At 50.7% G+C, this 14,915-nt stretch carries 14 protein-coding genes and 1 tRNA gene; 8 read left to right on the top strand and 7 right to left on the bottom strand.

What is annotated here, in order from left to right:
* Positions 1 to 12 precede the first annotated feature (12 nt).
* On the bottom strand, positions 13 to 1,059 hold the full coding sequence (locus CRG97_RS23165; RefSeq protein ID WP_098747908.1) for a YkvI family membrane protein: 1,047 nt from the start codon (positions 1,057 to 1,059) through the stop codon (positions 13 to 15).
* Between the two features lie 250 nt (positions 1,060 to 1,309).
* Here CRG97_RS23165 and CRG97_RS23160 point away from each other — a divergent pair, with 250 nt between their 5' ends.
* The 4 genes from CRG97_RS23160 (at position 1,310) to CRG97_RS23145 (ending at position 3,163) form a co-directional block, all read left to right on the top strand.
* Positions 1,310 to 1,879: a xanthine phosphoribosyltransferase gene (locus tag CRG97_RS23160; RefSeq protein WP_098747905.1), complete on the top strand. Its 570-nt coding sequence runs from the start codon at positions 1,310 to 1,312 to the stop codon at positions 1,877 to 1,879.
* Between the two features lie 217 nt (positions 1,880 to 2,096).
* Entirely contained in the window at positions 2,097 to 2,426 is a 330-nt protein-coding gene (locus CRG97_RS23155; RefSeq protein ID WP_071221736.1) for a hypothetical protein, read from the top strand.
* A 119-nt stretch (positions 2,427 to 2,545) separates the two neighbouring features.
* Positions 2,546 to 2,764, top strand: a complete 219-nt coding sequence (locus CRG97_RS23150; RefSeq protein WP_098747903.1) for a hypothetical protein — start codon at positions 2,546 to 2,548, stop codon at positions 2,762 to 2,764.
* A 69-nt stretch (positions 2,765 to 2,833) separates the two neighbouring features.
* Positions 2,834 to 3,163, top strand: coding sequence for a carboxymuconolactone decarboxylase family protein (locus CRG97_RS23145; protein ID WP_071221734.1), 330 nt, complete (start codon positions 2,834 to 2,836; stop codon positions 3,161 to 3,163).
* Positions 3,164 to 3,248: 85 nt separating this feature from the next.
* Here CRG97_RS23145 and CRG97_RS23140 read toward each other — a convergent pair whose 3' ends face one another.
* Positions 3,249 to 3,668, bottom strand: a complete 420-nt coding sequence (locus CRG97_RS23140) for a YhjD family protein (RefSeq protein WP_098747900.1) — start codon at positions 3,666 to 3,668, stop codon at positions 3,249 to 3,251.
* Between the two features lie 181 nt (positions 3,669 to 3,849).
* Here CRG97_RS23140 and CRG97_RS23135 point away from each other — a divergent pair.
* Together CRG97_RS23135 and CRG97_RS23130 are read left to right on the top strand one after the other, a co-directional pair.
* Positions 3,850 to 3,933 (top strand) — tRNA-Leu (locus CRG97_RS23135).
* A 353-nt stretch (positions 3,934 to 4,286) separates the two neighbouring features.
* Complete coding sequence (locus CRG97_RS23130) at positions 4,287 to 5,168, top strand: divergent polysaccharide deacetylase family protein (RefSeq protein ID WP_098747898.1); 882 nt, start codon at positions 4,287 to 4,289, stop codon at positions 5,166 to 5,168.
* A gap of 470 nt (positions 5,169 to 5,638) precedes the next feature.
* Here CRG97_RS23130 and CRG97_RS23125 read toward each other — a convergent pair whose 3' ends face one another.
* Positions 5,639 to 6,442 (bottom strand): N-acetylmuramoyl-L-alanine amidase, encoded by an 804-nt coding sequence (locus CRG97_RS23125; protein ID WP_098747895.1) that lies wholly within the window; start codon positions 6,440 to 6,442, stop codon positions 5,639 to 5,641.
* 150 nt (positions 6,443 to 6,592) lie between these two features.
* Here CRG97_RS23125 and CRG97_RS23120 point away from each other — a divergent pair, with 150 nt between their 5' ends.
* Positions 6,593 to 6,784 (top strand): YqzE family protein, encoded by a 192-nt coding sequence (locus CRG97_RS23120; RefSeq protein WP_098747894.1) that lies wholly within the window; start codon positions 6,593 to 6,595, stop codon positions 6,782 to 6,784.
* Positions 6,785 to 7,015: 231 nt separating this feature from the next.
* Here the strand turns inward: CRG97_RS23120 and CRG97_RS23115 are convergent, their stop codons facing one another.
* The 3 genes from CRG97_RS23115 to CRG97_RS23105 form a co-directional block, all read right to left on the bottom strand.
* The gene (locus tag CRG97_RS23115) at positions 7,016 to 8,152 is read right to left on the bottom strand and encodes a hypothetical protein (RefSeq protein WP_237566558.1); all 1,137 of its coding nucleotides are present in this window, start codon (positions 8,150 to 8,152) and stop codon (positions 7,016 to 7,018) included.
* 144 nt (positions 8,153 to 8,296) lie between these two features.
* The gene (locus CRG97_RS23110; protein ID WP_098747893.1) at positions 8,297 to 9,259 is read right to left on the bottom strand and encodes a YqhG family protein; all 963 of its coding nucleotides are present in this window, start codon (positions 9,257 to 9,259) and stop codon (positions 8,297 to 8,299) included.
* Position 9,260: 1 nt separating this feature from the next.
* Positions 9,261 to 11,018, bottom strand: a complete 1,758-nt coding sequence (locus CRG97_RS23105) for a DEAD/DEAH box helicase (protein ID WP_098747891.1) — start codon at positions 11,016 to 11,018, stop codon at positions 9,261 to 9,263.
* A 423-nt stretch (positions 11,019 to 11,441) separates the two neighbouring features.
* Here CRG97_RS23105 and CRG97_RS23100 point away from each other — a divergent pair, with 423 nt between their 5' ends.
* Entirely contained in the window at positions 11,442 to 14,069 is a 2,628-nt protein-coding gene (locus tag CRG97_RS23100; protein ID WP_481856218.1) for an adenosylcobalamin-dependent ribonucleoside-diphosphate reductase, read from the top strand.
* 320 nt (positions 14,070 to 14,389) lie between these two features.
* Here the strand turns inward: CRG97_RS23100 and CRG97_RS23095 are convergent, their stop codons facing one another.
* On the bottom strand, positions 14,390 to 14,899 hold the full coding sequence (locus tag CRG97_RS23095; protein ID WP_161952966.1) for a MarR family winged helix-turn-helix transcriptional regulator: 510 nt from the start codon (positions 14,897 to 14,899) through the stop codon (positions 14,390 to 14,392).
* Positions 14,900 to 14,915 lie beyond the last annotated feature (16 nt).

Raw genomic sequence — 14,915 nt, 5'->3', positions numbered from 1 at the left:
GGGAAAGCCCCTTTATTTTCCCCTGATATCGGGGGTTCCGAACAAAGTTAGTCGGAGCACCCAGAGCAGACACAGTCCCCCGAACATCGGATAGAGGAGAGAGAGCAAGGAACTGAACCCGAACTGGCTGAAGAAATAACAGAACACCATGATGCCAAGGGTAATCACTCTGGGCGAGAGCGAGGTTCGCTGCTGAACCTGCAGGGTAATCCCGTAGATATTGGCCACGAAGGTGCTGAAAATTTCAAGGAAGATCAGAATGAGATAGATGATCTGCACCAGCCAGCCCAGCTGGTTGGCGATGCTGCCCATCGGGATTTCGAATTGGGCGATGCCGGGCATATGGGCGGACATCGCAAAATGCGCTGCCATCAGCATAAACCCTACCCCCGTACCTCCAATAATGCCTCCCCAGGTTACGGTGCGCGCACTTTCGGTCTGGCTGCCGAGCGGGACCAGCACCGGCATTGCCATGACCAGGTTAAAGGCGGTGTAGAGCAGGGGCGCCAGCCAAACCGCAGGCAGGCTATGGTCCGTTGTCAAGGTTAAGAAACGGGTGGCACCCGGCGCTTGAATCGTCTGAGAAATAATCGCAAGCGATAAGGTCAGCATCATGGGAACAACGAGACTGTTCATCGTCATGATGGACTGGATGCCTTTTCTGAGAATGAAATAGGTTCCGATCATCGTGACAAACAACCCGGTCTGATAGCTTAAATTCAGATGCTCCACAAAAACAGATCCGGCGCCTGCAAGCATGATGCTGTTCACCCCGAGCAGAATGACAAACATAAAGAGGCTGATCCAGACGCCGACTTTTTCTCCAAACAGAAATTTGTTCAAGTCCTCAAAGGATTTGGCCCCGATCCGCCTGGATATCGTCAAGATTTTCGTGCCGAGCCAAATGAATAGTCCTGTCGTAAGCAGAATGGTCAGTGTGGCCCATTGTCCATATTGGGTAAAGAATTGAAGGATTTCCCGTCCGGTCGCAAAGCCAGCGCCAACGATGGTTCCGATATATGTAAAGGCGATCTGTAAAACACGAATAGAATTACGCAAGCCCCGCATCCCCCTTGAAAGTTAATCGTTCTGCATAGTACAAGGTATGCTTGGCTCAGCTGGGACATGACTCCTACCTGTCCAGGTCCTTTGCCGGAGGTATGACAAGGATGAGCGCCCGGCAACGGAGATCAATGTCAGGAATGATGACGGAAACCGTACAGTTAAATGACGGAGTCTCCGTTTGTACTTGCCGTACAGGGAGGAATATGTTACTTTTACGACAAAGGAATCGTGGGAGGTCTTTTGGATGGATTGGTTGAAGGAGCGGATCATCAAAGAAGGTGTCGTGTTGTCGGATCAGGTGCTGAAGCTGGATGCTCTGCTGACGCATCAAGTAGATCCGGCTTTAATTATGGATATGGGTCGGGAATTCGCGGCGAGATTTAAAGAAAGCGGTGTGACCAAGGTCGTAACGCTGGAATCCTCCGGCATTTCTGTTGCTTTTGCCGCGGCGCTGGAATTGGGAGTTCCGATGGTATTCGCCCGGCGCAAAAAAACGCTGCTCGCCGATCCAGACGCCTTGTGTGAGCGGGTTCCGTCTTTCACCAAGGGCATTGTCACGGACATTATGGTATCGCGCCAGTTTATCGGTGAAGAGGATAAGTTACTCTTCATTGATGACATTATCGCGAACGGGGACGCTGCAAGAGGCCTGATCAAGATTATTGAACGAGCAGGGGCGGAATTAATCGGGCTTGGCGTTGTGATTGAAAAGAGCTTCCAGGCCGGAGCGCGAACGCTGCGCGAACAGAATGTTCATGTGGAATCGCTTGTCGCCATATCGTCGCTTGAGGACGGCAAGATTACGTTCAGCTAGGATTAGGAATTTACCAAACGCTAATGATATGTCAGGAGTAGAGCCGAAAGGCAGGACTTAAGTCATGAACGTTTGTACCCTAGCCTCTGGAGTGCGTAATAGTGTAAATTCGAAGTCGATTTTAAATGGATTTCAGCCTAAAATCACAACAAAATCTTTTCGCCTCCGTGATTTTCGCTTATAATAAAGAGGTAGGCAAGAGAGAGGAGGCAGCACCATGGGGAAACAACCTGTAACCGAGCCGTTTTTGATTGAGAAGCTGAATGAAGCAAAGGTACATTTTGAACGTGCTTTGGATTGTAAACATACGGAGTTTGATGATCTATATCCCTATATGATTGAACATCCTCAGTTTTTCTGGTACAAACGCTATGTTGCCTGGTCAGAACTGCTGACGATTGCCGGATTGTGTGAGGAGGTTTCCTTCGAATGGAAGGAACAGTTTACGCCTCAGCAGGTAGAATATATCGAGAAGCGCGTCATGTCTTCAACCGTTCTGGATTTTTGGTACGAGAAGAATGACAGCATTGAGCCGGCACAGCGTTAATAGGTATATAGAACATCTCTTAGTCGGGATGTTTGTCGATATCGCAACGCATTCAAAAGACCTAAATGATCTCATTTAGGTCTTTTTTTGCAGAGTTCGTTTATGAAGGAGGTATGGTGATGATTAGCGATGAAAGACTCGATGAGCTGCGGCTCTCCGGCGAATTGGTCCGGGTTGTGCGGGATGGCTTGGAGACCAATGATATTATAGGCTTTGTTGTAGCCTGGGACCCGGAGCAGGTCATTATACGCCGCAGAAACCGGCGGGTCGTTAAACTGGATCGACGCTACAGCTACCAGCTTAAAAATGATCCAAGAATAAGCCCGATCGAAGAGTAGGCATAGATCTCGAACTTGTCGGACAACTTAACCTCGCATCAAATTTTTGTGGAAGAGGTGCTTTGGGTTATGGAAATGTCCAATGACAAGGTCTCGGCTTATAAGAATGAAATTCTGAATTTGAAGCAGAGCATGCCGGAGATGGCAGAGGCGTATCATCAGTTCACCGGCGTTTGCTTTCAGGATGGCGAGCTGGATGAGCGGACGAAGCAGCTGATCGCGCTCGGGATCGGACTGTTTGCCAATAATGAGCTGTGTACCTTCTACCATATGGAGGAAGCCCGTGCGAAGGGAGCCTCGGATGCTCAGATTATGGAGGCTGTAGCCGTGGCGTCTGCCGCCAGTGCGGGACATGCTCTCTCGCAGGGACTGACCCGCGTGCAGCATAATCTTCATTGATTCACGTGTTACCAATAACCGTCTCAACCGGAGCATTCTTGTTCAGTGGGGGGAGACGGTTATTCTCTGTTTAAAGGGCGGCGATTTAGCGGGCGGAAACAGCGGCAGGAGGATGGGCTTGCTCGGAGGACTCGGTCTCGGGCGAAACCAGCCCCAGATAGGCTCGCATGCGGTCCATCATCTCTTCACGGAAGGATGGCCATAGAATGTTCATCGAACCAATGTAACCCCGGCATGCATATCGCGCCTGGATTCCATCCTGGTTTTGCCCAATATCATACACCTTGATCGCCCGCTTGGTGAATTCCTGCTTCACCTCACGAAGAAGCACAGCAGCACGCTTGGCTCCGTTCCCCACAACTTCTACATACAATTGAGGGCTCTTGAAGACACCGCTCTCCTGAATGATTCGGCAATCCCTTTCAAACACTTTATGAATGAACATCAGCAGCAGGTAACTCTTGATCAATGCTCGTTCTTCTGTCGTAACAGCCGGTATGGCCATCAACATCACCGCCTTTATATAGAAAATGGTTATTGAATGAGAACTTATGTTCTTATTTTAACCGAAAAACAGGTTTTTAATCAAGCTCAAAAAAAGTGTTGACTCGATTTACCTGGCGTGATATTATATATCTTGTCGCCGCTGATAAGAGCTTGTCTCCTAAAAGCGATGAACATGATACGCGGTCGTGGCGGAATTGGCAGACGCGCACGGTTCAGGTCCGTGTGGGCTAACCCCCGTGGAGGTTCGAGTCCTCTCGACCGCATCCTTATGAAGAAGCTCGTAAACTTGCTTTTTAGCAGTTTACGAGCTTTTTTGTGTTGAGATTTGGATGGGCGGGATGAGGATTTAACGCAAATAAAATGATGCGCGTATTCATAGTAAACACTGATATGGTTAGTTGAAAGATGGGATTGCCCTGCCAGCCAAGTCATTGCCTGAAACGAGGCGCTTCCCGTGTATGGGAAGCGCCTTGTTGTTATCCCTTGTGCAAGGAATTTTCTTATGCCCAGCGCTTTGCTAATCGGCAACATTTACTTTCTGACTTACATATTTGATTAACTTTTCTCAAACAATACGGTTAGGTATGTATGAATAGGAGTGGGAAGGGGCGTCAAGATGCGGAAGGTATATAAAAATTTGGTGATCCTGCTGTGTATGGCATGGGGGATCGTGAACGGACCACAGATCGGCTATGGGGCAGGGGTGGTTGCTTCGGCTGATCTGTCACGTCAGGAACCAAACCAAGTGCACGAAGAATCCGGACTCAACAAGCCAGGTCAGGAAGCGAAAGTCAATAAGCTAGCCGTCATCATCGATGATTTTGGCAATGATCAGAAAGGGACTCAGGAAATGCTCAATCTGCCAATCAAGATCACGGTGGCCGTGATGCCTTTTTTGCCGACAAGCGTGAAGGACGCCGAAGCCGCGCATCGGCAAGGCCATGACGTCATTATCCATATGCCCATGGAGCCTAAGCAAGGACGAACTTCCTGGCTTGGACCGGGTGCCATTCTTAGTTCGCTCACCGATGAGGAAATTCGTAAACGCATGGAAGAGGCCATCGATTCGGTTCCTTACGCCGTTGGGATTAATAATCATATGGGCTCCAAGGTTACCGGGGATGCGCGGGTTATGTCCATTGTACTCGACGTATGCAGGGAGAGAGGGCTGTTCTTTATCGACAGCAAGACGAATTACCACAGCGTGGTTGGCAAACTGGCAGCGGAGAAGGGGATGCCGTCCATCGCCAACGATATCTTCCTGGATGACGTTCATACCGTTCAGCACGTGAGCAAGCAGCTCCTGACCGCGGCGCAGCATGCGGAAGAGAGAACATCCTGCATTGCAATAGGTCATGTTGGCGTGTATGGAATCCGCACGGCAGAAGCGCTGAAAGGAACCATTCCGAAACTGCAGACAAAGGTTGAGTTTGTGGGTATCAGTGATCTGGTTAGGGAGCAGTCAAGCTGGCGGCCGAATCCGCTGCCTGCGTATTAATGTTAGCAGTAGAGCCGAAGTCGGTTTCGACATGCTGTGAGTAACTGACGGTATAAGGTTATCCGACAAAGGTCAGCCCATATCTTGCATAGCGATAAAAAATCAATAGCCTTCCAGACAAGGAGCCGGTGATTCCGATCCCTGTATGGGAGGCTGTACATATGTTGAGGCGCTGGCTGCGCATGCTGTGAATTATCTCGCTAATGTTGCCGCTGACCCGCTGTACGGAAGTGTGGTGCTGTGAAGTCGATCAGCAATACGCCCGATTTCTTTGCGGCCTCGGTCAGGGAAGAGGCACATCATTCCCCAAACATTCGGACAATGGGACAAGTGGAACGTACATCTTTGCCAATCACAGAAATGTGGCGGTGGTAATCGGAATATCCCAGAAAGGCCACGAACAGATGATTTCCGTTCCGAATCGTGTTGGCTACTGAGCCGGGTAGGATGAAACCAAAAAAAGCCCCAAACTACAGGGCCGTTAAATAACTGACAATCCCGTCGGCAATGGCCTCGGCGATCTGCATTTGACCGTTTCGGCCGGTTAATAATTTCCGGTCCTCCATGTTGCTGAGGAAACCCGTTTCAACGATGACGGCGGGTACTTGGGTTTGATTGAGCAGATAATACGGCTTGCCTATCATGATGCCATTGTTGCTGCGATAAACCAGATTTAATTGTTCTTGAATGGTTTCCGCAAGCAAGGTGCTGCGACCCTCGGATTGGTGGAGCACGATTCCCCCACGTCGGGAGGAATTCTTTCCCCAATTCACATGAACACTGACCACCAGCTTGGTCGGAATTTCGCTGCTGAGCTGTTTACGCTGCGACAAATCCCGGCGATGTCTGGAGGAGCTTCGATGCCAGCGGTTGTCGTCGCTAAGGGCGTAATCAGCATCGCGATTCAGCACGGCATGATATCCCTCCCTGCGAAGCAGCATGAACAGTCTGCGTGAAATGGCCAGGTTGATATCTTTTTCGAGAATGTCCCCATACGATGTACCGCCGTCAATACCGCCATGACCCACATCGATCAGGATGACATCATGAGCAAAAGGGTGCAGGTGCCGGAGCTTGGACTGGTCGATTTCCTGACCCGAAGAGTGGGTGGATTCCGGCGTTTTGGACGTAAGCCCAGCTGTCTGTATCGATGTCTGATGAACGGTTCTTGCGGGATGCGTCATGGCATGCTTCTTCACTGGACAGGCTTCAATGACAGAACCCGGGAATGCCAGCGTAAAGAGAAGCATCAACACCCCTGCTGCCTTAACCATGATGGATTCCTTCTTTCGCGTAAAATTTCGGCTTTATTAGAATGTGCATTTAGCGGAAAAATCATGCCGTTCAAATGCGTGCGTCTAGAATCGATCGAAATGGAGCAAACTGATACTGGGATGTGGATAAACCATAAGGAGTTGATTCATATGGCTAGCGGCGATGATTTGATCAAGTACATTACCGAGCGCGTGGTTCATTATATAGATACGCCCAAGGACGTTCGGCGCAAGGCGAAGGTGAAGGAATCCTGGACCACAAGGTGGTTCGGCATGATTCCGTTCTCCATGTCGCTATGGAAAGAGGATGTAACCACCAAGCGCAAAAAAAGGACAAAGTAGCAGCTACTGCATGTTCCTTCATGAAGTCGCATTTTGTACATCGTGCGAATTGCTCCCTGTGGCACGATGTCAGGCTCGGAACATGCTTTTGGATGGCTATCGACCCTTGTGAGTGCTGAGTACACACTTATAAACCGCCTTGAAATATAAAGGACGCTGCCCATAAAAGGGTCGCGTCCTTTTGTCAGTTATGGCATATTGCATGGTGAGGGCTGTTTGCTATAACCCGTATTATTCCGGCTGGGCATAAAATTGACCTTGTCCAATTAACCGGGATGCCGGCAGGAAACGGAGGGTGTCTGTATTCCGCAAGGGAACCGAAACATAAAGCGCAGCCGGGTTCTCCTGATTCCCCGAGGACCAGCGATGCCAGCCGGTTAAGTTAAAAGGTGTGCCGTAAGCGGCATTTCCTTTTTTGGACTTGAAAATCAGGATGGAGTGCTCCTGCAGTAAATTCCGCAGATCGGCGCTGCTTCGGGTCGTTAGATCGCTTGAGGTCAGCCACAGCAGATTATCGTAAGGATCAATGGAGTCGCCGGTTGCGATGAAGGGCGTTCCGGCATACCAATGATTAGATGTGGATGAAGCTACGAGTCCTTTGGATGCGTCAGGCAGAGATACGGATACCGGCTTAGTCGTTGAATGCGTCTGCTGGGGCTCATCCGGGAGAGCTTCACTATTCAATGCACTAAAATAGATCGGCTTCTTGCCGGGCAGCTGAACCTGCCAGACGGGGGACACGTCATACAGCTTGCGCAAGATGCTTCCTTGAGGCAACGATCCTTCGGCCTTCACAAGTCCTTCCGCAGCGAGCCGCTCTTTCAGCGGCGCTTGGCTATAGGGAAGGGTCGAGCCGATCCCGTATTCACTCAGGATATATCCACCGTCTTCTCCTGCACTGATAATCATGTATCCTTGCGGCAGTCCTTCAGCGGAAATCGTGACCAACCAGCCGTGCGTGCCCGGACCGAGCGGGGTGAATTCGAGCTTGGCTTCATCCCAGGTCGTAAATGGCGCATGGGCCGATAATTGAGCGACAGTCTCCTCAGCAAAGCCCATCAAACTCCCGGGCACCTGAGCCACGGCGTTGTTCTGATTAACACCTGAAACGCCTAATATATGATGATCCGCTGTAAGCTGAGTGCCTGTCAGATTAAGGCTGTTCGCAGAAATGGAAACGTCGGCTTGGCTAGCGGCAGCCATGCTTGCCTGCGGCTGGACCGTGCTGAACCACAGGATAGTTGTTACGATCATTGAGACAGACAGCATTCGATATCGGCTGGTCTGCTTGTTATCGGGTGATTTTGGCTGGGAATTCTTGCAATCCTTGTCATCATGGTTATGAAGTTTCATGTTCCACTGTTTCAAATCATTAACCGCCTTTCCTTGGCCCTACGCGCCGTGGATGTGTTGGAATCATCATATCGGACAAGCTCTGCAAAGGCTGTTGCAAGCTGTCGCGGTAGGAGAAGGGAGAATGGTTCTTTTTTTGCCTGCTTTTGTAGAGGGGCGTCATGATGACGCACCCACAGGTGAACACAGATGAAATAGACCGCAGGTTATGACGGACAAGCTCACTTTTGGCTCGTACTGCCACTGCATTTCGGACCGGCGGTTCTTATATTGCTCCTCGATGAGCGCTTTTTTCTCTTCGTCTTGCTCCTTGAGCAGGTCCTCGTAATAGCTGTCGATCACCAACAGTTCTTCTTCAAGACGTTCTCTTGCTTTGGTTGCCCAGTCATAGTCCAGCTTGCTTATCTTGTCGATAAGATGGTTCTCCAGCGCATCTACGGCCTGCTCGAGCGTCAGAGCCGCCGGTCTGACGTGAACGCTCTCCGGCAAGCGAGGCGTCAGTTCGCGTCCATTCAGGATCGCCGGGAAGTCTTGGGCGATCGCACGGCTAGATAGTGAGATTCCGAGAAAAAACAATTCCTCCCGCTTCAGATCACAGCTGAACTCCACCTTGAAGCATACGCCCAGCCACTGCTCATACGGAGTGGAACGGGCTCTCGGACGCGGCTCGGTATCGCGCTGCTGGAACAGATAGACGCATTTGCCTTCCTCCCGGGAAGCATTCCAGATTTGGGCGAGCCGGCTGCTGCCGTAGCCAATATTCTCCCGCTGAATGCGGCCGGGACCGAGGATAGGCAGAACCGGGGCATTCCCGTAAAAGCGGGCCAGGAGCGGATCCTGTGAGGGTGCGGCGAGCTGCGCTTTGGCCTCGGCTTCTTGGGTCTTTGCAAGCCGTTCGTCGTATTTCTCGGGATCAAACACGAAATTGAATGACAACGTTTCGGCGGGAGCGCCGGTACGTTCCACGAAGCCCCAGTAATACGGGCGGTTGGTGAGCATTTTGTCGGCTTGCGGTGACAGTTTCACGGTGACATGCTCAGGCGATTTTTCAATGACGGTGCATTCGGTGGCTTCCAAATAGGCCATGAAGTGCTGCTGCACCTCCTGCGGCGTCATGGTCATATTAGGCTTCTTCCTCTCTTAGATTTTCTTCGACGGTGCTTCCCTGCTCGATATCCTGTTTAATATGGTGAATCGAGTCGCCCAATGTGCTGATGCGCTGGCGGAGCTCATCGTCGTTGCCGGACTCCAGCATGATTTTGTACAGACTCTTCTCGATGGATTCCTTCTTCTCGAACCGCTCCAGAATGACATCCAGTCCTCCGATGACCATCTCGAACATGTTGATCTTCTCGTGCAGCAGGTTCAGGATGTGCTCTTCAATGGTTCCCGAAGTGGACAGGTTGTAGATCTTCACGTCATTGGTCTGGCCGAGACGATGAACGCGCCCGATTCGCTGCTCAACCCGCATGGGATTCCAGGGCAGATCAAAGTTGATCATATGGTGGCAGAATTGCAGATTGATGCCTTCGCCGCCAGCTTCCGTCGCGATCATGACCTGTGCCTTGCCGCGGAAGAGATCCATCATCCAGTCCTTCTTGCCGCGGTTCATTCCGCCCCGGTACGGTACGGAGATCAGTCCGTGATCGCGGAAGTAATTCAGCAAGTATTCCTGTGTGGCGCGGTATTCCGTAAATACGATGACCTTCTCGTTCATTTGCTGGATCAGCTCAATGGCTTTTTCCGCCTTGGTGTTGGCTTTGATGGCCTTGATGAGATAGACCAGCTCCCAGATTTTATCACGCAGCGGAGAGTCCTCCGGCAGTTTCTTGGACAGATTAACAAGAGTCACGAAGACGGCATCGCGGCTGCTGCACACTTCACGCTGGAGGGTAACGAGGGACAGCATACTGCTTAAATTTCCCCCTGCTGCCTGATACTGATCTTTGACGAAGGACGTGACGCCGTCGTATAATGACTGTTCTTCGGGCGAGAGGCTAAGCCCCACATTGCGGACGGATCGCTTGGTGAATTTCACTTCGCCTTCGCCGCGGCGGTTACGGATCATGACCTTGGACAGCTCATCCTTGAGCTGATCCTGGTTCTTGGGTCTTCGTTTATCGACAACAAAATTAGCGGCAAACTGTCCTTGGCCTCCGAGCTGGCCCGGCTTCAGCAGGGTGATCAGATTGAAGAGCTCGCTGAGATCGTTCTGCACCGGTGTGGCCGTCAGCAAGAGGCAGTATTTTTTACGCAACTTTTGAATGAATTGATAATTGGATGTTTTCTTGTTCTTGAGCTTGTGCGCCTCATCGATGATGAGCATATCGTATTCCTCATTCAGCAGAATCTCCTGATGCGGATCGCGTTTGGCCGTGTCCATGGATGCGACAACGATGTCATTGCCCCAGGAGTACGCTTTTTTCTGCGCAATCGCAGGTATGCCGAACTTGGAGTTCAGCTCGCGAACCCATTGCAGCACAAGGGAAGCCGGAACGAGAATCAACACTTTGGATACCAGGCCGCGCACAATGTATTCTTTTAAAATAAGGCCGGCTTCAATCGTCTTTCCAAGTCCCACCTCATCGGCCAGAATCGCTCTGCCCGACATCTCGAACAATACGCGTCTTGCGGTATCGGTCTGATGGGGGAGCGGGGATAAGCCGCCAAGGTGCTTGAGGCATTGCAGTTCTTCAAAGCTTGTAACCAAGCGGGATTTCTCGCCCTCCACGGCAAGCTGGGCCAGACGATAGTCACCCCAAGGGCCACCCTTGTCCAGTCGACTGGCGAGATCGTCAAACCAGGAACGGTCGATCTGCAATGGAACGGGAAGACGCGGGTCGATGATCATGCCTGAGTTGGCAGATGGCTGATGGTTCATGTCGATCTCCTCCTGTTGTGAAAGATTCCGGGCCAGCGGTGTATATGTAGTATGGACGAAAAAAGAAGTCTTCATAACCTTGCACGGATTCGGGAGGCGAGGAATATCCTATAGGGCGTGCGGCTGCGGGAATTGGATATTTTCATACTTTTTTTCATAGGGAACAGCGAAAAAGAGAGCGAGAGGAAGAAAGCGGAAGCTTGCGAGCGGGAGCTTGGATCTGTTGGCTTAATTTTCACATTATCGGCATAGTTAACCTATATATAGTGTAGTATAATGGATAAATAGCACTATATGTGGTGTATATAGTGGTTTTGGATGTTTGACCGGCTACATAACAGGTTATGTTGTTGGTGAGCGCATATACTTGGGAATCTTTTTAAATTTTATATCTTATATAGGAGGTAGTTGCTCTTGAGTACGATGCAGAATCAGCGGCTGGAGGGTTTAAGCGAGAAGATCTTTTTGGACCGGTATGCCTGGAAGGATGCGGACACCAACAACGCTAGAGTAGGCGATGTGGTGCTCGTTTTGACGAAGGATGATCCTAAATTTCCGACCAAGGAAGTTGGCGAAATCGTGAAGCGCGAAGGCCGCAAGGTCACGGTGAAGACACGGAAGGGCGAGCTTGTGGAATCGGATGTAGAGAAGCTGACGTTAACCATCGAGAAAACGCCGGAAGAAATGTGGGATCGACTCGCGGCTGCCATGTCATCGGTTGAGGCAACGCCGGAACTGCAGGAAGAGTGGCGCGGAAAGTTCCGCGAGATTCTGGATGATTGGAAGCTGGTGCCGGGCGGACGGATTGCGGCTGGAGCGGGCGCAAGCGATGAATTGACACTGTTCAACTGCTACGTGATTCCTTCACCGAAGGACAGCCGGGGCGGTATTATGGAAACCCTGAGCGAGATGACCGAGATTATGGCACGCGGCGGCGGTGTCGGCATTAACTTGTCTTCCCTGCGTCCTCGGCGCGCGATCGTAAGGGGCGTGAACGGTTCTTCCAGCGGTGCGGTATCGTGGGGCGGATTGTTCAGTTATACGACGGGATTGATCGAGCAGGGCGGAAGCCGCCGGGGTGCGCTCATGCTGATGATTAACGATTGGCATCCGGACGTGGAGGACTTCATTACCGTGAAGCAGACGATGGGACAAGTTACGAATGCGAACCTGTCGGTATGCGTCAGCAATGACTTCATGAAGGCTGTGAAGGAAGATCTGGACTGGGAGCTGGTGTTCCCGGATACTACTGATCCTGACTATGATGAGCTGTGGGACGGGGATCTGGATAAATGGAAGAAAGCCGGACACAGTATCATTCCATATAAAACCGTAAAAGCACGCGAGGTCTGGCACACGATTATCGAATCCGCATGGAAATCGGCAGAGCCGGGCGTCGTATTCATGGAATACTATAACCAGATGTCCAACAGCTGGTATTTCAATCCAATTATCTGTACGAACCCTTGCGGTGAGCAAGGACTTCCGGGCTGGGGCGTATGTAATCTGTCCGCGATGAACCTGTCGAAGTTCTATGATGAAGCGAATCATGACGTTGCCTGGGATGAGCTGGCGACAACGACGCGTTACTCCGTGCGTTTCCTGGATAATGTCATTGACCGGACGCCGTACCATTTTGAAGAAAACGAATTGAACCAGAAAAAAGAGCGCCGCGTGGGTCTCGGAACGATGGGTCTGGCCGAGCTGATGATCAAGCTGAACATCCGTTACGGCAGCCCGGAATCGCTGGAGTTCCTGGATAAGCTGTATGGCTTCATCGCGCGCGAAGCGTATCTTGCTTCTGCCGATATTGCCGAGGAGAAAGGTTCGTTCCAAGCATTCGATGCCGAACTGTACCTGCAAAGCGGATTCATGAAAAATATGGCCGAGGTGTATCCTGAAGTTGCCGAAGCGGTGCGTAAAAAAGGTGCGCGCAACGTTACCGTCATTACCCAAGCGCCAACGGGCAGCACGGGAACGATGGTCGGAACGTCGACAGGCATCGAGCCGTACTTCGCCTTCAAATACTTCCGTCAAAGCCGTCTAGGCTTCGATGAACAGTTTGTGCCGATTGCCCAGGATTGGCTGGACAGCCATCCGGGCGAAGAGCTTCCGGATTATTATGTCACGGCTATGAGTCTCTCCGCCGAGGATCATATCCGCGTGCAGGCAGCGATTCAGCGCTGGGTGGACAGTTCGATCTCGAAGACGGCCAACTGTCCGTCGGACTTCACGGTTGAAGATACGAAGCGCCTGTATGAACTGGCATTCGACTTGGGCTGCAAAGGCGTAACGATCTACCGCGACGGCAGCCGCGACGTGCAGGTGCTGCAAACGGAGAAAAAAGAGGATAAAGCCACCGAAGCGACGACAGCTTCTACTGCGGAAACGGCAGGCCAAGCTGCAGAGGACGCGGCAAGCGTGGAGCCGGCGGCTGCAAGCGTGGCAGTGACAGCCTCAGCAAGCAAGAGCGGGCTGGATAAACAATACAAGAAGCGCCCGCAAGTGCTGCGCGGCGCAACCTATAAAATGAACACGCCGTTCGGCATGGCGTATATTACGATCAACGATCTGGACGGCATTCCAAGCGAAATCTTCCTGAACGTCGGCAAGGCCGGATCGGATGTGTTCGCGATGGCGGAAGCCTTGGGACGCGTCTGCTCCCTGTTCCTCCGATACGGGGACCACGGTAATAAGGTAGAGCTGCTGATCAAGCACCTCAAAGGCATCGGCGGCACCGGTGCGATCGGCTTCGGCGCAAACCGCGTGGAGTCCATCGCCGACGCGGTGGCAAAGGCGCTCGAAACGCACGTGGCGAACAACGCCGAGGCGGATCATGACCATGATCCGGCACCGGTCGCAGCTACGATGGCGCCTGCTGATGCAGATGCCGGGAGTGAGTCCGTAGCCGCGGGATATGGTGGACATGGTTCGCACGCAGGCGGCAATTCCATGTCGCTGGATCTGTGCCCATCTTGTGGCGGGGCGTCTCTGATTAACATCGAGGGATGCAAGACTTGCGGGAACTGTGGGTATAGTAAGTGTTCTTAAGGAAGTTGAACTCTTCGTTTAGAAAACAACATTATATTAAATAATGAATGATCATTTTAAAGGCATTGGAGATTTCCGCGAAGGTGGGGATCTCTTTTTTTATGGTTCCGGCAGAGCATGAGACGATGGCGATAGTATGTAGTTCTTTAGAAAGCATTCCAGTGAAAATGGCAGAACGGTCATTTGTCTAGACTTGGAACATATGTCATATCAATTTAAAAATAGTGAATGACATAGCATTCATTAAAAAAGTCAGCCAATACAGGCTGACTTCTATGTCTTTCAATTAATTAAAATGCTGTATCCCTAGCTTTCGCTTACTACTCTATTCGAATGAGTTTAACCTGCTCTTTCTTTTGCTTTGTTTTTTCTGATGTAGCTGTAGCAGCTATATCTAAGATAGCTTCCATTCTCTCAACATACTGCTCAGGGATTTCATCTAGCAGGGAAAAGATTTTCTTGAAGGATTTTTCGTAAGCGTAATGTACGTATTGATCATATACTTCTTTGCCTGTTTGGGTAGCCTTAATAATAATGTTTTTCTTATTGTCAGAGGTATGGTATTTTTCGAGAAACCCTTTCTCTACCATTTTTGCGACATTTTTCGAGAATGCACTTTTAGATATTCCCAACCGATTAGAAATTTCAAGCATGTTTTGGTTTTTATCTTCATTCTCCAATATATATTCTAGTACTTGAATTTGAGCAGCAGAAAATAAAAAAGGAGTATTATACGGATACTCTTTTTTGTAGGAGTCCGCATAAGCATTACCGAATTTTACAAGCCTCTCAACAAATATTCTATTTTTCCCCATCCATTCTAGTGACATCGACATCACTCTTTTC

It is taken from the genome of Paenibacillus sp. EZ-K15 (genome assembly GCF_002573715.1).
Lineage (GTDB): Bacteria > Bacillota > Bacilli > Paenibacillales > Paenibacillaceae > Paenibacillus_AQ.
Note: the sequence above shows the minus strand (reverse complement) of the source record. Positions and strands in the feature narration are given on the sequence as shown.